Origin of the sequence: Paraburkholderia sp. EG304 (assembly GCF_046543485.1) — a bacterium.
Lineage (GTDB): Bacteria > Pseudomonadota > Gammaproteobacteria > Burkholderiales > Burkholderiaceae > Paraburkholderia > Paraburkholderia youngii.
Genome location: NZ_JBKGUA010000067.1, coordinates 1 through 18,438 on the forward strand (window position 1 = coordinate 1; position 18,438 = coordinate 18,438).

An 18,438-nucleotide genomic window follows, 5' to 3' on the forward strand; every position below is an offset into this window, starting at 1 on the left:
CGAACTCGAGTCGGGCTTCGAGCCTGAAACAACGAAGGCAATCGCCCCCGTCTGACCCGTCTCTCCAGATCGCTCCGCTTACCTCGTTCACCAAAAAATCGCAGTCGCACAAATTTGGCGTCGGGGTATCCACCCTTCACTATTTTTCGCTTCCATCATGACTTCGAGAGTTTTCCCGTCTGCGCTTCTACGTGACCTCGCTGCCGGCGCTGTAGTCTTTCTCGTCGCGCTGCCGTTGTGTCTCGGCATTGCAGAAGCCTCCGGCGCAGAGCCGCTAGCCGGGCTAGTGTCTGGCATCGTTGGTGGCATCGTCGTTGCCTTGCTCAGCGGATCGCCCCTCAGTGTGAGCGGCCCCGCCGCGGGCCTCGTCGTGATCGTCGTCGACGGCATCGGGCGTCTCGGTAGTTTCTCTGCATTCCTTATTGCATTGCTGCTGTCGGGTGTCATCCAGTTCGGCTTCGGGACGCTTCGGGCCGGCCAGCTCGCCTCGTATGTGCCCACACCCGTCATCAAGGGAATGCTCGCCGCCATCGGACTGCTGCTGATCGTCAAGCAGATCCCACTTGCAGTGGGTCTGACGTCGGGTCGCAACACCGAATCGTTGGCAGGCGCGCTTGCATCCATCTCGCCCATCGTCTGTACTGTCGCCGCCATCTCGCTCGCCATCCTTGCGGCCTGGGACACGCATACATTGAGACGCTTCGCGCTAGTGCGGTTCGTGCCCGCGCCGCTTGTCGTCGTAGTTGCGGGCGTAAGCGCGACGCTGGTGTGCGGCGCGCTAGGCGCCACGCTCGCGTTGCCACCTGAGCACCGCGTAGCGTTGCCGGCCATCAAATCGTTCGCGGCGCTCGGGGACGCCTTGCATTTACCTGAGTTCGGGTTGACCTTCGCGCGCCTTGTGGATCCGGAAATATGGATCGTCGCCTTGACGCTTGCCGTTGTCGCCAGTCTAGAAACGCTCCTGAGCCTCGAAGCCGTCGAGCAGATCGACCCGCAGCGTCGCGTCGCACCACCGAATCGCGAACTCAAAGCGCAAGGGGTCGGCAATATGATGGCAGGTGTCATCGGGGGATTGCCCATCACATCCGTCATCGTCCGCAGTTCGGCCAACGTCCACGCCGGCGCGCGAAGCCGGCTCTCCGCAATCGTGCACGGCGTGCTGCTCCTCGTCAGCATGTTCGCGCTCACGGATGCGATCAACCTGATTCCGCTCGCGAGTCTGGCGGCCATTCTCATTCAAACCGGCTACAAGCTCGCCAGACCGTCGCTGTTCATTACGCTCGCGAAACAGGGAGCGGCATCGTTCACTCCATTCATTGTAACGATCGCCGGGGTGCTCGCCAGCGATCTGCTCACTGGAATTGTTCTCGGTGTGCTGTGCAGCGCCGCGCTCGCGTTGTGGGCGAATCTGCATCGGCCTATTGCCCTCGCGCGACACGACGACCATTTCCTGCTTTCGTTTCGCAAGGATGTGTCGTTTCTCGGCAAGGTGGCGCTCAAGGAGATGCTAGCGCATATCCCGGATCGGGCGACCCTCATCGTCGACACAACCCGCGCCGACTTCATCGACCACGACGTGCGCGAACTGCTAGACCGTTTTATTGCCGAGGCGCCACTGCGGTCGATCGCGGTGGAGGTGCGAGACGCCGCTACGGTGCTACCTCCTGCACCGCGGTCAAGCGTCTGACCGCACGCCAACAGTGGATGCGATCCATGACGAACGGGTCTAGCAGGCCCGATCGTCATTGCGAGAAAACTGGGACTACCGCGTCCGAAAGTTGCGATGGGAAGCGAATTTTCGCCAGCACGTAGCGCTGCTCGATCAGCCAGCGAAACAATACACCGGAACTGATCGTGCATAGGCGATGGAATTCGGCGAGCGATCACTGTGCCCTGCGAAGCCTTGTCGCCGGCCTTGATCTTCACTTCCTTGACGGTGCCCGCGACGTCGCTGGGCACTTCCATCGTGGCCTTGTCCGACTCGAGCGAGAGCAGCGTCTGCTCCTTCTCGATCACATCACCGGCCTTGATGTTGACTTCGATGACCTCAATGTCCCTGAAGTCGCCGATGTCCGGCACTTTTACTTGGATAAGCATCATTTATTAGTTTCTTCCGTGCGGTTGTCCCGGGGCTTGTCGCGGGTCAAAGCGATACCCGTCGATAGTCGGTCAGAATCGTGGCGAGATACGCATTGAAGCGGCCGGCTTCTGCGCCATCAATGACGCGGTGATCCCATGAAAGCGACAGGGGCAGCATGAGGCGAGGCACAAACTGCTTGCCGTCCCACACCGGCTTCATCGCGCTCTTCGACAGGCCGAGGATCGCGACTTCCGGCGCATTGATGATCGGCGTGAAATGCGTGCCGCCGATGCCGCCGAGCGACGAGATCGAGAAGCAGCCGCCCTGCATCTGGTCCGGCTTGAGCTTGCCTTCGCGCGCTAGCTTCGAGAGCTCGGCCATTTCCTTGGCGATGTGGACGAGACCCTTCTTGTCCGAGTCGCGAATCACCGGAACCACGAGGCCGTTCGGCGTGTCCGCGGCAAAACCGATGTGGTAGTACTGCTTGAAGACGAGGTTATCGCCGTCGAGGCTCGCGTTAAAGGTCGGGAATTTCTTCAGGGCCGAGATCACCGCCTTGATCACGAACGCGAGCATCGTGAACTTCACGCCCGCCTTCTCGTTTTCCTTGTTGAGCTGCACGCGCAGCGCTTCGAGGTCCGTGATATCCGCTTCGTCGTTGTTCGTAACGTGCGGAATCATGACCCAATTGCGGTGCAGATTCGCGCCGGATATCTTCTTCATGCGCGAGAGCGGCTGCGTATCGATCGGGCCGAACTTCGTGAAATCGACCTTCGGCCAGGGCAGCAGGTTCAGGCCCGAGCCGCCCGCAGCCGGTGCGGCTGCCGCGCCGGCCGGTGCTGCGAGCTGGTCCGCCATCACGCCCTTCACGAACGCGGTGACGTCGTCCTGCGTGATACGGCCCTTCGGACCCGTACCCGTAACGCGGGCAACGTCCACGCCGAGATCGCGCGCCAGTTTACGCACCGACGGCGAAGCATGGCTTGATCCGCCCAGCCCAGCGTCCTTCTCCGCGATTACAGCCGCTAACCCAGGCGTGGAAGGACGGGCTGCAGGTTCAGGCAGTTCATTAACAATGTGTGGACGGTCATGGAGCCCGCAGCTCGCCCGGGAGGCCGCCTCACTGGTCACCACCTCGGCCAACGCGCCGTGCGGCTCCATGAGCAGGATGACCGAGCCTTCCGACACGGCATCTCCGACCCTGAGCTTTATTTCACGAACGACGCCGCCAAAAGGACTCGGCACATCCATGGTGGCCTTGTCCGACTCCAGCGTAACCAGCGATTGCTCTTCCCGTACTACATCACCCGGCGCAACCAGCACCTCGATGACGGGGACGCCCTTGTAGTCGCCGATGTCAGGCACCTTAATCTCTGTTACATGCACTTCTGTATTCTCCCAATCGCGTTCCAAAGCGAGAGCAACGATCGATTCGTAGTGTGTCTCATGAATGTCTCAAGGCCGGAACAGGCAGCAGGCACCGCGGTGCCAGAAATTCTGGTCATGTTGAACTAGCGGTCGACATCGCACGGTCGCTCGATGCGAAAGCCGACGTGCCCGTATGCGCGGGCGAGCGCGACAAAGTCAGGCAACGCGTCCATGTACGAGTGGGAGTAACGGTCGCGATAGTTGACGTGCTGCAGCTGCCTTACCATGCCGAGGTAGCCGTTGTTAAGGGAGACAATTTTCACGCCAAGGTCGTACTGCCTGCAGGTCGACAGCTCCTGGATGCACATCTGGATCGAGCCGTCCCCGGTCACTGCGACCACATCCGCGTCAGGAAGTGCGCGTTTGACGCCCATCGCATAGGGCAGTCCGACACCCATCGTCCCGAGGCCGCCCGAGTTGATCCATCGACGAGGCTTGTCGAATCCATACAGCTGCGCAGCCCACATCTGGTGCTGTCCGACGTCGGAACAGATATAGGCATCGCCTCCAGTGACTTCCCAAAGCCGTTGAATGACGAACTGTGGCTTGATCACATCAGCGTCCGGTTCATAGGCGAGGCAGCGCCTTTCACGCCAGTTCTCTATCTCTTTCCACCAGTCGTTGCGATTCCCATCGTTGATACGCTGCGCCCGGAGCTGCTCCAGTATCCCGCGCGCCGCGGTCTTTACGTCTCCCACGATCGGAACGTCAACCTGCACCCGCTTGTCGATCGTCGCGGGGTCGATATCAACATGAATAATCGTCCTTCGATCTGACTGGAACGCTCCTGTGTTCCCGACGACCCGATCATCGAACCTCGCACCGAGCGCGATCAGTACGTCGCAATGCTGCATCGCCATGTTGGCTTCGTACGTTCCATGCAGTCCTGGCATTCCGAGGCACCGCCGGTCTGAGGCGGGAAAGGTGCCGAGCGCCATCAACGTGTTCGTCACCGGGGCATCGAGTCGCCGCACGAGTTCCGCAATCTCTTCGCTTGCAGCCGATGCGACCGCTCCGCCACCAACAAGAATGCATGGCCGGCGTGAGCGCGCGAGCGCTTCGGCGGCGCGCCGCACCTGAACGACATGAGGATCCGTGCGTGGACGGTACGATCGCAGCGTGACGGATTCAGGTATGCGCAAGGGCGTCTTCGCCTGAAGCACGTCTTTGGGAATATCCACCAGTACAGGTCCCGGGCGCCCGGTGCGAGCGATATGAAACGCGCTTTTGAGCGTCTTCGCCAACTGCGAGACATCCAGCACGAGAAAGTTATGTTTGACGATAGACCGGGTGATCCCGACAGCATCGCACTCCTGAAACGCATCGGTTCCGATGGAGTGTGTGGGTACGTTACCGGAGACCACCACCATCGGGATGGAATCGAAATACGCCGTAGCAATGCCCGTCACCGCGTTCGTCACGCCCGGGCCCGATGTCACCAGCGCTACGCCGACCTTTCCCGTTGCACGCGCGAAGCCATCCGCCGCGTGCACGGCTGCCTGTTCATGGCGAACCAGCAAATGGGTGATATGGTCGGACTCCTGGAACGCATCGTAAAGCGGCAGGACGGCGCCGCCTGGATACCCCCAGACCGTATCAACGCCCTCCCCGCGCAGAACTGACAGGACAATCTGTGCACCCGATGCATGGCCGTCCATGCCCGAACCACTCGAAGCGCCGGCCTTCACAACCTGTTGGATCTCAGAACCCGCAATCTTCATTATTAGCTCCTGGTAGTGCCCCACCCATCACTGTTGCCACGGCGCGGCCCGGTTCGCGTCACGCCTGCCATAGCGATCCACGGCACGCCTGACGACCTCGACCGCGATTGCACCGTCGTCCGCAAGCGCTTTCAGCGCGGCAATCGCAATCGAATACCGGTCGACTTCGAAGAACGCTCGCAAAGCCGCTCGGGTGTCACTGCGTCCAAAACCATCGGTGCCAAGCGTCACATAGCGTCGCGGCACATACGCACGAATCAGTTCAGGAACAGCACGCACGTAGTCCGTCGCTGCAACCACGGGCCCGTGAGTGCGAGACAACGCAGACGCCACGTACGGAGAGGGATCACAATCCTCGTCGAACAGGCGATCGGTGCGTTCGGCCGCCACGCCGTCCCGGTGCAGCTCGGTAAAGCTGGTGACGCTCCACACCGACGCTGCGATACTCCAGTCTTCCTTCAGCAGGCGCGCGGCGGCTTGAATTTCCCCAAGAATCGCCCCCGAACCGAGCAACTGGACCTGTGCGCGTTCAAGCGATGTCGTGTCAAGCGGATACATGCCCCTGAGCACACCATCACGAACGCTTTCGATAGGCGCAGCCGGAAGCGAAGGCTGGGCGTAGTTCTCGTTCGTCACCGTCAGGTAATAGAAGACATCGCGCTGACGTTCGATCATCTCGCGCATGCCTTCGTCGACGATCATGGCCACCTCGTATGCGAACGCGGGATCATAGGCGCGGCAGTTAGGTACCGTCGAAGCCGCCAGATGGCTCGTGCCGTCCTGATGCTGAAGCCCCTCGCCACCGAGCGTCGTCTTGCCCGCCGTCGCACCGATCAGGAAGCCACGTGCACGCTGGTCTGCCGCGGCCCAGATCAGATCGCCGATGCGCTGGAAACCGAACATCGAGTAGTAGATGTAGAACGGCAGCATGGGCAGGTCGTGCACGCTGTATGAAGTGGCGGCGGCGACCCACGAGGACACGGCGCCCGCCTCCGAAATGCCCTCTTCCAGTATCTGCCCGCCCGTATCCTCCCGGTAGTACAGCATTGAGCCCATGTCTTCGGGCTCGTACAGCTGCCCGAGCGGCGAATAGATCCCAACCTGCCGGAACAGGTTCGCCATACCGAACGTGCGTGCCTCGTCGGCAACCACGGGAACAATGCGACGGCCGAGCGACGCGTCTTTCAGAAGGCTCCCGAGCATCCGCACGAACGCCATCGTCGTCGACATCTCCTTACCGCCGGCTTCGAGGGCGAATTGCCCCCACGCCGACAACGCCGGGACGGGCAGCGTTTGCGACGCGGCTGTCCTTCTGCGGGGCAGATAACCACCAAGCGCTTCGCGCCGGGCATGCAGGTACCGCATTTCCGGACTGTTGTCCGCCGGCCTGTAGAACCGCAGCTGCTCGACGTCCTCGTCGGAGAGAGGCAAGCGGAAACGGTCGCGAAACGCTTTCAGTTGTTCGACGTCGAGCTTCTTCTGCTGATGCGTGGTCATCCGGCCCTGCCCGATCGCCCCCATGCCGAAGCCCTTCATTGTCTTCGCGAGAATAACCGTGGGCTGACCGCCATGTTTCAGTGCCTGGTCGTACGCCGCATACAGCTTGCGCACGTCGTGCCCGCCCCGTCGCAGACGGTCGATGTCGTCGTTGCTCAGATGCGCGGCGAGCGCAGCCAGTTCCTCGTTCTGTCCGAAGAAGCGTTCGCGGTTGTAGGCGCCGTCATTGGCCGAGAAGGTCTGAAACTGTCCATCGACGGTATGAGCAAACGCGCGCAACAACGCGCCGGTGCGATCGCGCGCGAAAAGACCATCCCAATCAGAACCCCACACGACCTTGATGACGTTCCAGCCCGCTCCCGTGAATTGCGCCTCGAGCTCGTCAATAATGCGGCCGTTGCTTCGCACGGGGCCGTCAAGTCGCTGCAGATTGCAGTTAATCACGAAAACGAGATTGTCGAGTCCCTCACGGGCCGCAAGCGACAACGCCCCAATCGATTCGGGCTCGTCCATCTCGCCGTCGCCAAAAAAACCCCAGACCTTCCGACCTTCCGTTTTGAGCAATCCACGGTTCTGCAGGTAACGCATGAAGCGCGCCTGGTAGATCGAGTTGATAGGGCCGATGCCCATCGATCCCGTTGGAAACTGCCAGAAGTTAGGCATCAGCCACGGATGCGGATATGAACACAGACCCGGACCCGCGATCTCGCGACGGTAGTGCTCCAGATGCTGCTCGCTCAGGAAACCTTCAAGGAATGCGCGCGCGTATACCCCCGGCGACGAATGGGGCTGAAAATAGACGAGGTCACCACCATGCGCATCGTTCGCGCCGCGAAAGAAGTGGTTGAACCCTACCTCGAAAAGATCCGCCGCCGATGCGTAGCTCGCAATATGTCCCCCGAGTTCGCCATAAGCCCGGTTCGCCCGCACCACCATCGCGAGCGCATTCCAGCGCAACGCGGCGGCAAGTCGCTCTTCCGTATCGATGTCACCTGGATACGGCGGCTGCTGGTCGACCGGGATGGTGTTCGTATAGGGCGTGACATTCGCGCGCGCCGTTGCAATGCCGCTCGACAACGCATGCGCGGCCAGGCGGTCGAAAACATACTGGGCGCGCTCGAGTCCAACATGCTCCACCACGCCATCCAGCGCGGCGAGCCACTCGGCAGTCTCCTGCGGGTCGCCGTCGATACGGGTCTGAGTGAGGGCAAGAACGGGTTTGGCACCGCTCGATAAATCGGTCATGGCGACTCCAGGCTGAACAGTGAGATTCTTGAGCTTCGAAACTCGTGCAGGTCGAACTGCGCGGTCCGATGGGATAAGAAGAGCTTAACTAGCGCCTCACAAAATGTGCGTCTCTTTTGCTGGTAGTTTTTGCTGCAGATAGGGTATAAATTCTGGGAACGCATTCTCCCGTGAGATTTCCATACTATGACGTCTGAAACAAAGCTCCCAACCCGCCGGCTGGATCGCACCGACATCGCGATCCTGCGGCAGTTGCAGGACAATGCGCGTATCACAAACGCTGAGCTCGCACGCGCTGTTAACCTCTCCCCCACTCCCTGTTTCAATCGCGTACGCACACTTGAAAATCTCGGCTTGTTCCGGCAACACGTCACCCTCCTCGACGCCGGCGCGCTCGGATTGCGTATCAACGTCTTTATTCAGGTCAGCCTCGAACAACAGGTCGAAGACGCGCTACGTGTTTTTGAGAAGGAGATCGCGGATCGGCCAGAAGTGATGGAGTGCTATCTAATGACAGGCGATGCTGATTATCTGCTGAGGGTTGTCGTGCCGGACATGCAAAGCCTTGAGCACTTCATCGTTCAATGGCTCACGAAAATACCTGGCGTGTCGAACATCCGCTCCAGCTTTGCGCTCAAGCAAGTGCGCTATAAGACCGCGCTGCCGCTTCCGACTGCAGGCCTCATGCTCCCGAGCGGCGACGAGGTCCGTCAGGAATGGACCTAGCAGGCTGTTGAATTTGAGTCGCGTGTAAACGGGGTTCGAAGGACAGCCGTTATGGATATCGTGTTCATGAGATTGGGCGATGAGTGCGATGCGCGGGATTGATGAGATGCAGGAGCGGCTGTTTACGAGGGTCAAGCTGGACGACTTCGTCCCTGTTGATCACCCATTGCGACCGATCCGGCAGCTGGTGAATGAAGCATTGAAGCGGCTCAACGGGTTGTTCAGCGTGATCTATGCGGACAGCGGCCGGGCTTCGATTGCACCCGAGAAACTGCTGCGTGCCCTGCTGTTGCAAGTGTTCTACTCGGTGCGCAGCGAGCGCATGCTGATGGAGCAGATGCGCTACAACCTGCTGTTCCGCTGGTTCGTCGGGCTGGCGATCGAGGACGCCGTGTGGGACCACTCGGTGTTCTCGAAGAACCGCGACCGGCTGCTGGAGCATGAAGTGGTAGAAGCGTTTTTTACCGAAGTCATGAGTCTGGCCGACAAACGTGGCCTGCTTTCCAGGGATCATTTTTCGGTGGACGGCACGCTGATTCAGGCGTGGGCCAGTCACAAGAGCTTCCGTGCAAAGGACGGTTCGGACGATAGACCGCCAGCAGGCGGTGGGCGCAATGCCGACACGGACTGGAAAGGCAAGCGGCGCAGCAACGATACGCATGAGTCGAGCACGGATGCGGACGCACGTCTGTTCAAGAAGAGTAAAAAGAGTCCAGCCATCCTGTGCTACCACGGCCACATCCTGATGGAGAACCGCTCCGGGCTGGTGGTCGGCGCTGTGGTCAGTCATGCGGATGGTTTCGCCGAACGGGCCAGCGCCTTGCGGCTGCTCGACTGCGTACCGGGGACGCATGCGAAGACAGTGGGTGCGGACAAGGCCTATGACACGCGCGACTTCGTGAGCGATTGCCGGGCTCGCAACGTGACGCCGCACGTCGCGCGCAACGATGAGCGCGCTGGCGGTAGCGCAATCGACGGTCGCACTTCGCGGCATGCGGGCTACCGGGTCAGCCAGATCATCCGCAAGCGTATCGAGGAGCATTTCGGCTGGGGTAAAACGGTCGGACGGATCCGCCAGACGGTCTATCGCGGCCTCAGGCGCGTCGACCAGCACTTCAAGCTGACGATGGTGGCGAGCAATCTGACCCGCATGGCGCGAATGCCAGCTGTGGTGCTGCAGGGAGCGACGCGATGAGCCCCGACGGCGTGGCGATGATGCTGCGCCCGCGCAGCAACCGGGTGCGTTGCCCGCAAAAATCAGCCGGCGAACCCGCAATTCAGCAGCAAATCGCATGCGGAAACCTCGTGAACACAGCTTCGATCTTCATGACGGGGCGCTTTTCAACAGCCTGCTAGAGAGGTTGCATCGAATGTCCATTCGTCTACTTCGATCCTTGGATGCCGGCAGTGTGTTACGGCAAAGCGGTCTCCGGATCAAGTGAGCCTCACGACAATCGAAAGACTTAGCTCTGCGCAATCGCAAACGAAAACAGGACTTCTCCCGCGTTCTCGCTTACAGGATGCGCGGGGCCCGCAGTCTCGGGAAAAGACGTGGCATTGCGGGGCATCAGTCTCGCGCCTCGAAAGAAAAGAGTCCTTATTGAATCTCAAAGAAACCACGCCTTGGGTGGCCCCGCAAGCTCGGCTGGCCCAGCGCGACTCATACGTCGACTGCAAGCGTAAGAGCCGAGTCGAACGGCGCGGATTTTCGGCTCCTGCGCTGGATATTCGCAAACGACACTGAAGCAACTAGCCAGACATCTGTCACAGCTCAGAGCTCTGTCTTTCGATCAGCGCTTAATCTCCTATCCCCAGGCGAAAGAGTTGGCCCCAGCCGGGGACATCATCGTCGCATTCAGCAAGTCTCAGGGCATGCCAGCACAACGCCTGATTCGAGGAAATGATTCGCTTTCCCGTTTCTCGTTCGAGCGCGTCGATGACGTGTGCAGCCCGCATCTGGGTACACGCAACAACAATAGTGTCCGCATCTGCAGTACGGACTGCCGTTCGAATAGCGTCAGCAACGCTTTCCGGCGAAATGAAAGGTGCTTCATCACCGATAAAACCGGTCGGATTGGAAAACGTACAAACTGAGGTGACGTCCATTCCCATGTTTTCCAATGCGTGCACCATATCTGATGCAACGTCATGGGGATATGGAGAGACGTATCCAATCCTCCTGGATTTTAGTGCCTTCAGTGCAGCCTTAATTCCACGGAAAGGGTCTGTTACGAGTGCGCCTGGGTGAACCTCGCGCACCAGACGTTCGAGTTCCGACTGCCCGATCACCATTGCAGCCGATGTGCAGCCCAACGCAATGACGTCAGATGGGCGCATGGAATTTATCAGCTTGATCGCCGTCCCGATTTTATCCGCCTGCTGCCTCAGCGTGTCCTTTGAGACGGCTTGGCCACTGCCCCGGGCGGTGGGAACGCGGCTTTCATACAATGCGATACCGGGAAGGGACAGCATTGCTCTCGCTTCGTAAGAGAGTGTCTGATCATTAGAAATCACCACCATCCCTATGTGCGCGCGACTGCCGATTCCGGTGGTGATCTCATAGGGTACGGATACCCACTGCCGCGCCTGAGATTCAGATTGATTCGTCATTCAATACCACGCGTGCTTAGAAGTTGAGGCAGGGTCATGCTTCAGCTCACTCACTCGTTCGTCACTCTGACGCTTCGCAAAGAGCCGTAGCCTTGACATTAATTGACGGAATGTCATCCTTGCTGAATCCATACTTTTCCATAATCTTTGCGATAGTTCCGTCAGCCTTCCGCTTCGCGAGACTTTCGTTGAAAAGCTTCACAAAATTCGCGTCAGTTGGCCTGAACGCGATCGCTCCATAGTTCTTTTTTTCCTGACCATCCGGTTCGACGTACCCAGTGAAAGGCATCGCGCGTTCGACGCCAGTGGTATTCCGATCGCGAAGCAGGCCGATCGCGGTCGCCTGCCCCATCATTAGCGCATCAGAGCGCCCCGCAAGAAGTGCAGCTAAACCCGATTCGATGTCCGGGTAGAGCTGGATACGATCGTGCTTAATGCCTGCAGCAACGGCGTTCTCAGTGGTAGAAGCCCCCCTGATGTCAGTAATACGAATGGCCGGGTTCTTCGCGATGTCGGCGTAGCTGTGGATCTTGAGCGGATTTCCCTTCTTCACTAGTAACGCGTCACCATTAGCCTGAAAAGGGTCTGAGAAGGCGACCTGCTTGCAGCGTGCAGGCGTGATAGCCATACCGGAGGCGACCGCATCGATCCGCCTGGACAGCAGACTCGGGATGAGCGCGCCAAAATCCATCACGATGAAGTCCACTTTTTTGACGCCCATGCCGTCTGTCACAGCCTTAAATACATCAGGATAAAGCCCAGTGACTTCCCCCGAATCCGTCTCGTATCCCCACGGCCAACGATTGTGAACCCCGATTGTAACGGTTCCATCGTTTTTTACCTTGTCACCAAGCGTCTGAGCTCGGGCCGAGCTAATGGTCGCGCTCAACGCAAGAGCAAACACTGCAACAAGGAAAGCACAGCGCCATTTTGAATCATTTTTCATCTCATCCCTCTCTGCGATTTGGCTCCATGGGCGCGTCCAGTGCGTTATCCCATGGAATTCAACTTTTAGTAATCCTACGGAAATACAAAATCTTTCATTAGACCGAAAAGACAATCCCCCCGCCTCGTCAGCGTGGGAAAGCGCCGACATGCCACCATGCCGTCTACAGGAAAACACAGCTCTACCGGAGCGGACGTAGGACGATGGATGGAGTGGAGATACCCTGCCAGCTGCCCCGCGACCACGTCAGCTCCAACCGCAACGGCGGGTTCGAATAGCCCGTCGTCATCTGCATAAACAAAGTAGTCACGCGTCGGCACCTCCGTGAATCTCGTAGGCGCTGGTACATGAAGCGAGTCTTCTCTGTAGATGCCCATATGATGCAAGAGGCGACGAACCCCGTTGCTGGCAATCTTCTTCCCGACATATTGGAGCGTCGCACCGCCGCCTAGTTCAGCGGTAATGACAGGAACTCCCTGCGCTTCAGCGGAAGCGGGAAGTGTCGTATTTCCTCCGCCACCTTTACCGTCAGTAAGATAGCTAACTGGCGCGCCAAATACACTGACGAGCTGCATCAATCGCGCGTGCCGCTCGGCGTCAGCCGATGGGCGGATCAGCGCACATGGAACGTATTCCAGCGACCTTCCACCGGAGTGAAGGTCGACAACCAGGTCCGCCATCGGCAGCAGAACCGACGTCACATAATGCGCGATCATCTCTGTCGGCGTGCCGTGAGCCTTGCCCGGATAGACACGGTTGAGATTGCCTTCGTCCATGGGGGACACACGCCGTCCCGCCTCAACCGCCGGAAAATTGAGCGAGGGAAGGATAACGATTCTGCCATTGACATCGTCTGGAGAGATTTCCCGGGCAAGTTCAAGCAGCGCTATCTGACCCTCGTACTCGTCTCCGTGAGTTCCAGCGAACAAGACAGCGGTAGGTCCTTTCCCATTTTTCACGCAGACTACCGGAATCGGGATCCAGCCATACGCTGAGAGATCACTGGAAATCGGCAGGCGCAACGAGCCTGCCTGTTTGCCCTCCTTTTCAAAGCTGATAGGCGACCAGATACGGGTGGGAGTCGACATATTGTTGACTTGATTAGCTGATGACAGGAATGGCCGCGGGTGACAGATCGCTGAGAAACTCGATCCCGCTTTCGCGGACATAAACTACCTCTTCGAACTGGAAAACAGCTCCGTCGCGCTCCAGCTTCGGTTCGATGTGGAAAATCATTCCCGGCTCGATCACCGTTGTATCTGTCGCTGACAGCGAAGGAGGTTCGGTCACGTCGAAGCCGCCGCCATGGCCAATCCGGGTTACGGCCGTGTACACCTGTCCCACATCCAGTTCCTTCCACATACGGGCAAAGTTAGCGTAGACGTCTGAGCACGTCATACCAGCCTTTACAGAGCGGCACAGTGTATGGGTCAGTTCGCGGACAGCCGAGTACGTCTTTATCTCCCAGTCCGACGGCTGACCGCCGCGAGCGGTCCGGTTTCTGTCAGCCGGGTAGCCTCCGTAGGTCGCCCGAAAGTCTGTCCAGATATAGTGACCCTCTTCCAATCTCCGCTCGCTCGGCGGCCGGCTATAGACGAAATCGCCCTTCGCGAAAAGCATGGCGATCGGGTCGGCCCTTTCGGCACCGTTCAGAAACATCTGTGCCTGCATCCGACGATATAGCTCAATTTCCGTCATGCCAAGATACGCGTCGGCAATTGTTCGATCGAAAGCGTCATTTACAATGGCGAATGCCGTCTTCTTCAGATTCGCTTCGAAGTCCGATTTGATCAGCCTTACCTTCCACAACTCAGGCGTTGCATCGGTTACTTTCCCTCCCGCGCTCAACCCGCTCAACGTGGCGATCATTTCAAGCGAGCCAAGGCCGGTCATGTCCTGACCGTAGTCAATTCCAAGGCGAACCGTCCGTCCGCTGAAATGCGCCTGAATGGTTTCCGACAGAGCAGCTACACCCTCACTCAGATATCCGTGGTAGTAGACGGCTTTGAACGAACGGGGCTTGTAGCTGATGTTCTTCTGTTCGGTCTTGCTGCCTATCACGATTAGATCATCCGCTGTCAGCAATGCGAAGACCGGCCTTGCCTTATACATCCACGAGAGCGTGAAGAAGTCCGTAAAATACTGGACGTTTTTGATGTCTGTTAGCACGATCGCGTCTAACTGACTACGCTCCATTTCGTGACGGACACGGCTGAGACGCCCTTCCAGTTCGGCCAACGGCACATCGGGGGCAGGCCGCAACGCCATGCCAACTTTAGTGGCAGTATCATGGGTAGCTTCCGTCATCATTTTTTCTCCATTCGCGAAATCGCTTCCTTGGACAGGTTGATCGAACATGCAAGCCGATCAAAGGGTGACTCGACAACTCCGAATACATCGATTCCTGGCGTCTCCGTACTGATGTGATACAGGCGACGCAACATAGGATATGTGTTCGGGATAGCGAAGATCTTTTGCGCGCCCGACGATGCGGGAGCAGCATCGATGACAAGGGACATGTCTTTTATCGCTATGTCATGCCTGTTCAGGGCGGTGACAATAAAGTGCTCTCCGAACTCGTCGACGATTTCATCTGGCACCGACGTTGGAACGTATGCGGCGTCGTACATGATGGGTTGTCCGTCGGCATAGATGATCTTCCTCACGCACAGATAGACGTTGTCAGGAGGTCCGAAAAGTGCAAGGGTGGGATCCGCGATCCTCTCCTTCGTGATCGAGACAAGCTCCATGCGTGGTTCAAAGCCAAGTCGGCGCGCGTTGTCCATCGAGGACATCCAGACGTCCAGCTCCCGGATGAAACGTCTCTTCTCTTTGACAAACGTGCCTTTTCCCGGCACAGATTCGAGCACGCCTGCCGACTGAAGATCGCGTACGGCGCGCTTGACCGTGATCGCACTGACGCCGAACTCCTCGCTCATCTGAGCAGTGGACGCAATGGCGTCGCCAGGCTTATAAAAGCCGTTTTCGATCCGTTTGCTGATCTCAGCTCTAACGCTCTCGTGAAGCGAGGAGCTCGACGAAGTCATGCCCTTTGGACTCGCTGCTTTTTCTGCGGCCATAGCCATCGCAATTAACCCTATATCCTTAATGCCTGCATAACCTCTGGGCGACGGCTCCCGCTCAGTGGAGGATCTGCGAGAGAAACCGTCGGCTACGCTCGTTGTCTGGATTGTCGAAGAATTTTTGCGGCGTTGCGTCTTCGACAATCTCGCCCTTGTCCATGAAGATCACCCGGTCCGCCACTCTCCGGGCGAAACCCATCTCATGTGTTACACACAGCATCGTCATACCGTCGCGTGCAAGCGTTGTCATTACCTCAAGCACTTCATTTACCATCTCAGGATCGAGAGCGGAAGTCGGCTCGTCGAACAACATGATCTTGGGCTCCATGCACAGCGCTCGAGCGATCGCTACTCGCTGCTGCTGTCCACCGGACAATTGTGACGGATACTTGTTCGCCTGGTCTGCGATGCGTACTTTGTCCAGATGGCGAAGCGCAACTTCTCTCGCTTGATGCTTGGAGTACTTCTTTGTGCGCACTGGTGCAAGCATGCAGTTGCCAAGTACGGTAAGGTGGGGAAACAGATTGAACTGTTGAAACACCATGCCGATATCTTGCCGGACTGCCGTCAGACTTCTGCCCTTGGCTCCGATCTCCGCTCCGTCGACAATCAACTGACCGGCCTGGTGCTTCTCAAGCTGGTTGATGCAGCGGATCAGGGTTGACTTACCCGAACCGGACGGCCCACAAATGACGATGCGCTCGCCCGTGGTCACGGTCAGATTTACATCTCTCAAAACCTGGAATTTCCCGTACCACTTACTCAGGCCAGAAATCTGGATTGCGGGTCGACCTGTGGCTTCGTTAGCCGGAGCCGTTTCGAATTCAATCTTCCTAAGTGTTTGCATCATGTCCCCTATGTGGTTGTTAGCGCCGGCTAGACAGGAACAGCCGCTTCTCAAGCCTGTGCACCAGCGCAGTCACAAGCAATGCCAGCCCAAGGAACACGATTCCTGCCACCAGCATCGGCTCGGCATAGCGGTATGTGTCTGATGCGACATCGAATGCGCTACCCAACATTTCCGGAGCTGCCAGAACGGCTAGCGTCGGCGTTGTTTTCAGAATTGATACGAAGTAGCTGCCCATCGGCGCGGCGATGTTGCGCAGCATTTGTGGTGCAACAACGAAGGCTATCGTGTCGATGCGGCTCAACTGAAGAGACTTCGCCGCTTCGACCTGTCCTTTAGGGATGGCATCGATCCCGGACTTGAAGACTTCAGAGAGATAACCGGAGAAGTAGAGGCTCAGTCCCAGAACGCCGACGACCATCGCAGGCAGTTCAATCCCGTAATAGGGGAGGACAAAGAACATGAAATACAACTGGACGAGAACCGGCGTGCACCGAACGAGATCGATAGCAATCGACGTAACGTGGCGCATGACCTTGGAAGACCGTCGAAGCATCTCCCACAAGAAGCCAAGCACGGACGCCCCAACACAGCTCATGATTGCCGTAAGAAGGGTATTGCCAATGCCATCGAGAACTCGAGGGATGATATGAATCGCAAATGCGAGATCAAAGTTCATTGATTGCCTGCCTCTTTTTTCCAAGAGTCCGCTCAAGCCGCCGGCCAAGGATAGTCACGGGATAACACACGATGCAGTACGCCAGCACCAGCGCGGTGTAGACCACGACGGGGTTGTACTGAATCTGCGATATCTCCTTCGCGCGATAGGTCATGTCAGTCAACGTGATGAGCGAGACGAGTGCTGTTCCCTTAATAAGTTGTATCGTTAGATTTATAAAATTGGGAATAGTTGAAGTAATCGCCTGAGGGAATTCAACAAACCACAGGACACTCAATCGATTCATGCCAAGCGCCATACCCGCCTCTGCCTGACCCCGCTCGAGGGACTGCAACGCAGCCCTAACCGATTGACTTCCGTAGCCCCCAATGTTCAGCCCCAGCACCATCCCCCCAACCGTGATGGCCGAGAGGTTGATACCAAACGCCGGAAGCGAATAATAAAATGCGTATAAAAGTATGATTGCTGGCGAACTCCGCCAGAATTCGATAACTGCAGTGACGGCCCCATACCACGCACCACGCGAGAAAGTCTGCAGAACGCCAAATAGCAGAGCAAATGGGATTGCGTACATTAAGCCGACAAAGGTGACGATAGCGGTAATTTCGAAACCTTTGGCAATTCCGAGAAAGACCATCAAAAAACTCATTGCCGCTTCTCCCCAGCGTTTCCGGAGCAGATATCATCCACTGTTAAACTCGACGGAGGCATTTCCGCTGCGGAAAAGCCATACCTGCCGCCGATTTTTGTAACCGTGCCATCCAGCTGTCGCTTTCTCCACCCCGCCTCATAAAGATCACGTAAGTCGTTATCTTCGAGTCGAAAAGCCACAGCTGCGTAGCTCACAACGGGGCGGCCGGCCTCCATATAACCAGTGAACGGAAGCGCGCGCTCTATTCCTTTGTCATTGGAACCAGCCAACACTGCAATCGCAGTCGCAGTCGATACGGTGAACGCATCTATGCGGCCAGACTTCAAAGCCTCGACGCCGGTCTCGACATCGAATAGCTGCATCCTGCCCTTTGGAACGCCTGCTTTGAACGCATTCTCCGTATTTGTACTTCCGCGTCCTCCACCCATTCTGATCGCCTGGTTTGCTGCAATATCTGCGTAGCTATGGATGCGCAGCGGATTGCCCGCTCGTACCAATACCCCGTCACCGATCGTGACATCCGGGCTGCTGAACGCAACCTGCTTGCAGCGCTGCGGGGTTATTGCCATACCGGAGGCCACAATATCCACCCTATGAGCGACGAGACTTGGGATTAGCGCGGGCCAGTCCACCACCTTGAAATGGACTTTCTTCATCAGTTCGGGGCCGAAAACGGCCCGAATCAGATCCGGATAAAACCCGACAACTGCGCCACCCTTGTCAACATATCCCCATGGGGCCTGGTTATGAATCGCGACCACGATTCCGTCTTCCGATAGACGCCGCGGCGGTGCCGACTGCGCTTTGGTCGATGCCGACGGAAATAGGAATGCCAGGACCAGACCAATAACCGCGAAGGTGGAAAGGGTACGCATGCCAAGTCTCACTGAGACGCAGAGTCAAACTGCTATGCGGTGACGCTGC

At 57.9% G+C, this 18,438-nt stretch carries 16 protein-coding genes and 1 pseudogene; 4 read left to right on the plus strand and 13 right to left on the minus strand.

Annotated elements, in window-relative coordinates; translation table 11 throughout:
- Nucleotides 1–157 precede the first annotated feature (157 nt).
- A complete protein-coding gene (locus tag ACLFKU_RS37880) occupies nucleotides 158–1,687 on the plus strand; it encodes a SulP family inorganic anion transporter (RefSeq protein ID WP_410852594.1) in 1,530 nt (509 codons plus the stop codon).
- A 191-nt stretch (nucleotides 1,688–1,878) separates the two neighbouring features.
- Here ACLFKU_RS37880 and ACLFKU_RS37885 read toward each other — a convergent pair.
- From ACLFKU_RS37885 to mdeB, 4 genes and pseudogenes are all read right to left on the minus strand, one after another.
- Nucleotides 1,879–2,100, minus strand: a pseudogene (locus ACLFKU_RS37885) (biotin/lipoyl-containing protein); the annotation flags it as partial.
- A gap of 43 nt (nucleotides 2,101–2,143) precedes the next feature.
- Nucleotides 2,144–3,445 carry a dihydrolipoyllysine-residue acetyltransferase gene (gene aceF / locus ACLFKU_RS37890; protein WP_410852595.1) on the minus strand — a complete coding sequence of 434 codons (1,302 nt, stop codon included), beginning with the start codon at nucleotides 3,443–3,445 and terminating at the stop codon, nucleotides 2,144–2,146.
- Nucleotides 3,446–3,591: 146 nt separating this feature from the next.
- Nucleotides 3,592–5,229, minus strand: a complete 1,638-nt coding sequence (ilvB, locus tag ACLFKU_RS37895) for a biosynthetic-type acetolactate synthase large subunit (protein WP_410852596.1) — start codon at nucleotides 5,227–5,229, stop codon at nucleotides 3,592–3,594.
- 27 nt (nucleotides 5,230–5,256) lie between these two features.
- The gene (gene mdeB / locus ACLFKU_RS37900) at nucleotides 5,257–7,971 is read right to left on the minus strand and encodes an alpha-ketoglutarate dehydrogenase (RefSeq protein ID WP_410852597.1); all 2,715 of its coding nucleotides are present in this window, start codon (nucleotides 7,969–7,971) and stop codon (nucleotides 5,257–5,259) included.
- Nucleotides 7,972–8,157: 186 nt separating this feature from the next.
- On the opposite strand from mdeB, the gene ACLFKU_RS37905 reads away from it, so the two are divergent.
- From ACLFKU_RS37905 to ACLFKU_RS37915, 3 genes are all read left to right on the plus strand, one after another.
- Nucleotides 8,158–8,697 carry an Lrp/AsnC family transcriptional regulator gene (locus tag ACLFKU_RS37905; protein WP_410852598.1) on the plus strand — a complete coding sequence of 180 codons (540 nt, stop codon included), beginning with the start codon at nucleotides 8,158–8,160 and terminating at the stop codon, nucleotides 8,695–8,697.
- Between the two features lie 88 nt (nucleotides 8,698–8,785).
- A complete protein-coding gene (locus ACLFKU_RS37910) occupies nucleotides 8,786–9,892 on the plus strand; it encodes an IS5 family transposase (protein WP_410852613.1) in 1,107 nt (368 codons plus the stop codon).
- Nucleotides 9,889–10,053: a hypothetical protein gene (locus ACLFKU_RS37915; RefSeq protein ID WP_410852599.1), complete on the plus strand. Its 165-nt coding sequence runs from the start codon at nucleotides 9,889–9,891 to the stop codon at nucleotides 10,051–10,053. The genes ACLFKU_RS37910 and ACLFKU_RS37915 overlap by 4 nt, the downstream gene beginning before the upstream one ends.
- Nucleotides 10,054–10,494: 441 nt before the next feature.
- Here ACLFKU_RS37915 and ACLFKU_RS37920 read toward each other — a convergent pair whose 3' ends face one another.
- The 9 genes from ACLFKU_RS37920 to ACLFKU_RS37960 all read right to left on the minus strand — a co-directional run bounded on the left by ACLFKU_RS37920 (nucleotide 10,495) and on the right by ACLFKU_RS37960 (nucleotide 18,389).
- Entirely contained in the window at nucleotides 10,495–11,307 is an 813-nt protein-coding gene (locus ACLFKU_RS37920) for an Asp/Glu/hydantoin racemase (protein WP_410852600.1), read from the minus strand.
- A 61-nt stretch (nucleotides 11,308–11,368) separates the two neighbouring features.
- Nucleotides 11,369–12,253 (minus strand): ectoine/hydroxyectoine ABC transporter substrate-binding protein EhuB, encoded by an 885-nt coding sequence (ehuB, locus tag ACLFKU_RS37925; RefSeq protein WP_410852601.1) that lies wholly within the window; start codon nucleotides 12,251–12,253, stop codon nucleotides 11,369–11,371.
- A 74-nt stretch (nucleotides 12,254–12,327) separates the two neighbouring features.
- Nucleotides 12,328–13,341: a succinylglutamate desuccinylase/aspartoacylase family protein gene (locus tag ACLFKU_RS37930; RefSeq protein ID WP_410852602.1), complete on the minus strand. Its 1,014-nt coding sequence runs from the start codon at nucleotides 13,339–13,341 to the stop codon at nucleotides 12,328–12,330.
- Between the two features lie 13 nt (nucleotides 13,342–13,354).
- Nucleotides 13,355–14,563, minus strand: coding sequence for a M24 family metallopeptidase (locus tag ACLFKU_RS37935; protein ID WP_410852603.1), 1,209 nt, complete (start codon nucleotides 14,561–14,563; stop codon nucleotides 13,355–13,357).
- On the minus strand, nucleotides 14,560–15,333 hold the full coding sequence (locus ACLFKU_RS37940) for a GntR family transcriptional regulator (RefSeq protein WP_410852604.1): 774 nt from the start codon (nucleotides 15,331–15,333) through the stop codon (nucleotides 14,560–14,562). The genes ACLFKU_RS37935 and ACLFKU_RS37940 overlap by 4 nt, the downstream gene beginning before the upstream one ends.
- 61 nt (nucleotides 15,334–15,394) lie before the next feature.
- Nucleotides 15,395–16,183 carry an amino acid ABC transporter ATP-binding protein gene (locus ACLFKU_RS37945; RefSeq protein ID WP_410852614.1) on the minus strand — a complete coding sequence of 263 codons (789 nt, stop codon included), beginning with the start codon at nucleotides 16,181–16,183 and terminating at the stop codon, nucleotides 15,395–15,397.
- 19 nt (nucleotides 16,184–16,202) lie between these two features.
- Nucleotides 16,203–16,862: an amino acid ABC transporter permease gene (locus ACLFKU_RS37950; protein ID WP_410852605.1), complete on the minus strand. Its 660-nt coding sequence runs from the start codon at nucleotides 16,860–16,862 to the stop codon at nucleotides 16,203–16,205.
- Nucleotides 16,852–17,511, minus strand: coding sequence for an amino acid ABC transporter permease (locus tag ACLFKU_RS37955; RefSeq protein ID WP_410852606.1), 660 nt, complete (start codon nucleotides 17,509–17,511; stop codon nucleotides 16,852–16,854). The genes ACLFKU_RS37950 and ACLFKU_RS37955 overlap by 11 nt, the downstream gene beginning before the upstream one ends.
- Entirely contained in the window at nucleotides 17,508–18,389 is an 882-nt protein-coding gene (locus ACLFKU_RS37960; RefSeq protein WP_410852607.1) for a transporter substrate-binding domain-containing protein, read from the minus strand. The genes ACLFKU_RS37955 and ACLFKU_RS37960 overlap by 4 nt, the downstream gene beginning before the upstream one ends.
- Nucleotides 18,390–18,438: the final 49 nt, after the last annotated feature.

Coding starts and splice junctions, on each gene's coding strand:
- ACLFKU_RS37880 (WP_410852594.1), top strand. CDS start 158: ATGACTTCGAGAGTTTTCCCGTCTGCGCTTCTACGTGACCTCGCTGCC.
- ilvB (WP_410852596.1), bottom strand. CDS start 5,229: ATGAAGATTGCGGGTTCTGAGATCCAACAGGTTGTGAAGGCCGGCGCT.
- mdeB (WP_410852597.1), bottom strand. CDS start 7,971: ATGACCGATTTATCGAGCGGTGCCAAACCCGTTCTTGCCCTCACTCAG.
- ACLFKU_RS37905 (WP_410852598.1), top strand. CDS start 8,158: ATGACGTCTGAAACAAAGCTCCCAACCCGCCGGCTGGATCGCACCGAC.
- ACLFKU_RS37910 (WP_410852613.1), top strand. CDS start 8,786: ATGCGCGGGATTGATGAGATGCAGGAGCGGCTGTTTACGAGGGTCAAG.
- ACLFKU_RS37915 (WP_410852599.1), top strand. CDS start 9,889: ATGAGCCCCGACGGCGTGGCGATGATGCTGCGCCCGCGCAGCAACCGG.
- ACLFKU_RS37920 (WP_410852600.1), bottom strand. CDS start 11,307: ATGACGAATCAATCTGAATCTCAGGCGCGGCAGTGGGTATCCGTACCC.
- ehuB (WP_410852601.1), bottom strand. CDS start 12,253: ATGAAAAATGATTCAAAATGGCGCTGTGCTTTCCTTGTTGCAGTGTTT.
- ACLFKU_RS37930 (WP_410852602.1), bottom strand. CDS start 13,341: ATGTCGACTCCCACCCGTATCTGGTCGCCTATCAGCTTTGAAAAGGAG.
- ACLFKU_RS37935 (WP_410852603.1), bottom strand. CDS start 14,563: ATGATGACGGAAGCTACCCATGATACTGCCACTAAAGTTGGCATGGCG.
- ACLFKU_RS37940 (WP_410852604.1), bottom strand. CDS start 15,333: ATGGCCGCAGAAAAAGCAGCGAGTCCAAAGGGCATGACTTCGTCGAGC.
- ACLFKU_RS37945 (WP_410852614.1), bottom strand. CDS start 16,183: ATGCAAACACTTAGGAAGATTGAATTCGAAACGGCTCCGGCTAACGAA.
- ACLFKU_RS37950 (WP_410852605.1), bottom strand. CDS start 16,862: ATGAACTTTGATCTCGCATTTGCGATTCATATCATCCCTCGAGTTCTC.
- ACLFKU_RS37955 (WP_410852606.1), bottom strand. CDS start 17,511: ATGAGTTTTTTGATGGTCTTTCTCGGAATTGCCAAAGGTTTCGAAATT.
- ACLFKU_RS37960 (WP_410852607.1), bottom strand. CDS start 18,389: ATGCGTACCCTTTCCACCTTCGCGGTTATTGGTCTGGTCCTGGCATTC.